The sequence below is a fragment of the Aeromicrobium sp. PFPM2_SD2 genome, assembly GCF_057364525.1.
Genome location: NZ_JBNFNZ010000461.1, coordinates 1 through 1,914, shown reverse-complemented (window position 1 = coordinate 1,914; position 1,914 = coordinate 1). Strand labels below are relative to the sequence as shown.

Annotated in this window: 2 protein-coding genes and 1 pseudogene; 2 read left to right on the top strand and 1 reads right to left on the bottom strand. The window is 73.2% G+C overall.

Translation table 11 applies throughout. The annotated features are described in order from the left end of the window. Together AC2W7G_RS15075 and AC2W7G_RS15070 are read left to right on the top strand one after the other, a co-directional pair. The coding region (locus tag AC2W7G_RS15075) for a sensor histidine kinase (RefSeq protein ID WP_485869159.1) at nt 1-732 on the top strand (732 nt) is incomplete at its 5' end. A gap of 38 nt (nt 733-770) precedes the next feature. Beyond that, nucleotides 771-1,628 carry an FUSC family protein gene (locus tag AC2W7G_RS15070; protein ID WP_485869158.1) on the top strand — a complete coding sequence of 286 codons (858 nt, stop codon included), beginning with the start codon at nt 771-773 and terminating at the stop codon, nt 1,626-1,628. Between the two features lie 201 nt (nt 1,629-1,829). Here AC2W7G_RS15070 and AC2W7G_RS15065 read toward each other — a convergent pair. After that, nucleotides 1,830-1,877, bottom strand: a pseudogene (locus AC2W7G_RS15065) (hypothetical protein); the annotation flags it as partial. Nucleotides 1,878-1,914 lie beyond the last annotated feature (37 nt).

The window sequence follows — 1,914 nt, the reverse complement described above, 5'->3', positions numbered from 1 at the left end:
GCCGGCGAGGAGCGCGCCGGCGTGCTGCGCGCCACCACCGAGCTCGCCCGGTGGATGTCCGGGCAGCTCGAGCTGGCCGAGCTCGACCAGCAGCGCACCGCGCTCATGGCCGCCGAGCTGCGTGCCCTGCGGGCCCAGATCTCGCCGCACTTCGTCTACAACTCGCTCGCCGCCATCGCCTCGTTCGTGCGCACCGACCCCGAGCGGGCCCGGTCGCTGCTGCTCGAGTTCGCCGACTTCACCCGCTACTCCTTCCGCCGGCACGGGGAGTTCACCACGCTCGCCGAGGAGCTGCGCTCGATCGAGCAGTACCTCGTCCTGGAGAAGGCCCGCTTCGGCGACCGGCTGCGGGTCGTCACCCGGGTGGCGCCGGAGGTGCTGCACGTGACGCTGCCGTTCCTGTGCGTCCAGCCGCTGGTCGAGAACGCGGTGCGGCACGGCCTGGCGGCCAAGCCCGGCACCGGCACGGTCACCGTCGAGGCCCTGGACGAGGGCGCCGAGTGCGTCATCACCATCGAGGACGACGGCGTCGGCGTGGAGCCCGAGACCGTCCGGCAGGCGCTCAGCGGCCAGACCGCCACCGACTCCGTGGGCCTGGGCAACGTCGACGAGCGCATGCGCACCGTCTACGGCAACGAGTACGGCATCGTCGTCGAGACCGCGCCCGGCCTGGGCACGAAGGTGATCATGCGGGTGCCCAAGTTCTCGCCCGCCGTGGAGCCGCGCGGCTGAGCGACGGCCCGTGTGGAGCCGCCGCGTACCCTTGTGCGGTGAAGTTCCTCAACGACCTGCAGCCGTCCCACGACCTGACGTACAACGACGTCTTCATGGTCCCGGCCCGCTCCGACGTCACCAGCCGCTTCGACGTCGACCTGGCCACGAGCGACGGCACGGGCACGACCCTGCCGCTCGTGGTGGCCAACATGACCGCCATCTCCGGACGCCGCATGGCCGAGACCGTCGCCCGCCGCGGCGGCATCGCGATCATCCCCCAGGACATCCCGCTGGACGTCGTGGAGTCGACGGTGCGCCGGGTCAAGGCGTCCCACCCGGTCTACGAGACGCCGGTGACGCTCAGCCCGTCCACCACGGTCGGCGAGGCCATGAGCCTCATCCCCAAGCGCGCGCACGGCGCCGCGGTCGTCGTCGAGGACGGCAAGGTCCTGGGCGTCGTCACCGAGCGCGACGGCGCCGAGGTCGACCGGTTCACCCAGGTGCACGAGGTCATGAGCACGGACGTGCCGACCTTCGAGACCGGCCGTGACGCCCGCGACTACTTCAGCGAGCTCAGCGCCAGCCACCTCGAGCTCGCCCCGGTCGTCGACGGCGGCACGCTCGCCGGCGTCGTCGTCGCGGCCGGGCTGCTCGCGCTGGACCCGTCGCCGCTCGCGACCGTCCTGCTCGCCGTGCTGCTGCAGGTCGTGGCCGAGCTGCTGATCGGGCGCAACTACGCGCTCGCGCTGCTCGTGGTGACGCCCCTGGCCCTGCTGATGGTGCACCTGGCGGTGCCGTCGTCGCCGCGCGAGCTGATCGGCGACCGTGCGCTCGACACCGTGCTCGGCGCCTCCGTCGGCACCTTCGTGGTGGTCGCGGCCGCGCTCCTCGTGCGCCGGTCCCGGAGGCGCTAGAGGACGACCAGGTCGTCGCGGTGGACGAGCTCGCGGTCGTACTCGCCGCCGAGCTCGCGCACGAGGTCGTGGGTCGAGCGGCCGAGCATGGGGCCGACGTCCTCGCTGTCGAAGCCGGCCAGCCCGCGGGCCACGACCCGGCCCTGCGGGTCCGACCAGGTCGACGGGCTCGCCGGCGCCGAACGAGCCGGTGACCCGGGTGACGCCGGCCGCGAGCAACGACGCCTGACGCTCGACGATGGCCCGCACCGCGCCGTCGTCCAGGTGCAGCGCGCCCTGCGTCTCG